The sequence below is a fragment of the Neisseria sp. HMSC078C12 genome, from assembly GCF_001838065.1.
Classification (GTDB): domain Bacteria; phylum Pseudomonadota; class Gammaproteobacteria; order Burkholderiales; family Neisseriaceae; genus Neisseria.
Genome location: NZ_KV835619.1, coordinates 1,194 through 2,801, shown reverse-complemented (window position 1 = coordinate 2,801; position 1,608 = coordinate 1,194). Strand labels below are relative to the sequence as shown.

Sequence of the window (1,608 nt, the reverse complement as noted above, 5' to 3'; positions counted from 1 at the left end):
TGGGGTCGTCTGAAAGAGGAAACCAAGGTAACAGATAGCGCATACCACCCCTTCCGCCTGCAAAACCAGTATGCCGACCGTGAAACGGGGCTGCACTACAACTTCTTCAGGTATTATGAGCCGGATGCGGGTCGGTTTGTGAATCAGGACCCGATTGGGTTGATGGGTGGGGATAATCTGTATTGGTTTGCACCGAATGCGAAAAAGTGGATCGATCCGTTGGGATTAGCTAGAAAATCAATTAGCAGTAGACTACCAGAAGGTAGCAGAACAGGGCAATTTGGTCCCAAAAATGGAAAATTGACAAAACTAGATCCTCAAACAAGGAAGCCAATTCAAATTAGAAGTTATGATGCAAGAGGCAATCCTCTAAAAGATATTGACTTTGGTCACAATCATGGTTTTGGAGATCCTCATGCACATGACTGGAGGTATCCATAAGATAAAGCACCAAATAAAGTTCGTGGAGAAGGACGAGCATTAACAAAGGCGGAAAAATTGCACTTAAAATTTGGCAAATGCGCACAAGTATTTTCTGGATTAACTAGCTTAACAACAAGGTTTATCGGTGGAATAGGACTTTTATTATTACCTAATTCGATTAGTCAATGTCAAGATTTGTATTATTCTATGAAAAATCCAGATAAATGTGGAGCAAAAAACAAATGGATATTCATGATAAAGAAATTATAGGCTTGTTATATAAAAAAAATGATAAATCACTCATATTGTTTTCGCTTGACGGAAATGATATGCTATTTGAGTCAGTAGTTTTTTTTCATTTTAATAATATCTCAGAACAAAACATTATTTTTGATATGTACACATGGGAAAAAGACGGTATTCCAAATGAAATTATAGAAACTTTTCCTTGCGTATCTCCCTTTCTTGAAAGTAAAGAAACATATAATTTCCACTATATAAATCCATCTATTGGGCTAGAAGGCATTGTCATAACTCAAAGCAAGTCTTAGTCTACGTAAGTAGTGTGGGCGCGGTATGCACGCACACGGTTTCTGCTTTTCAGACGACCTCAATCCTTTTTCAAGGTCGTCTGAAAACCCATACCGACGGCGAAGGCCATACCACCACCTACGAATACGGCCAAGACGGTCTGCCGACCCAACGCACCAATGCGCTGGGCCATACCTTCGGCTACCATTACGACAAGGCCCGCCGCCTGGTCGGCCTTACCAATAAAAACGGTGCGCGCTACCGCTTTGCCTACGACGTCCTCGACCGATTGATTGCCGAAAGCGGTTTCGACCATAAACTGACCGGCTACCGCTATAATGCCGGCAACGAACTGGTCGAGCAGCGCGAATTCGGCGACGACGCCACCCTCGCCGCCAAACTGATGGCACAACTGAGCGGACAGCCTGTTCCCAAAACAGACGCCGCCCCACTTTCAGACGGCCTCGACAGCCAAATCCCACTGCGGATTACCGAATTCAAACGCGATGTATTAGGCCGACTGATCCATACCCTTGCCCGCGATAACGACAAGGTTCAGGAAACCGCTTACCAATACGACCTAGACGGCAACCTCGTCCGCGCCGCCAACAGCCAAAGCATTACCTGCTTCGACTACAACGGCAACGGCCAAAT

Annotated in this window: 2 protein-coding genes and 1 pseudogene; all 3 read left to right on the top strand. The window is 44.8% G+C overall.

Going from position 1 to position 1,608, the window contains the following annotated elements; translation table 11 throughout:
• The coding region (locus tag HMPREF2596_RS11665; protein WP_283140425.1) for an RHS repeat-associated core domain-containing protein at window positions 1-441 on the top strand (441 nt) is incomplete at its 5' end.
• Between the two features lie 224 nt (window positions 442-665).
• Complete coding sequence (locus tag HMPREF2596_RS09425; RefSeq protein WP_141762681.1) at window positions 666-974, top strand: hypothetical protein; 309 nt, start codon at window positions 666-668, stop codon at window positions 972-974.
• A 14-nt stretch (window positions 975-988) separates the two neighbouring features.
• Window positions 989-1,608, top strand: a pseudogene (locus tag HMPREF2596_RS09420) (RHS repeat protein); the annotation flags it as partial.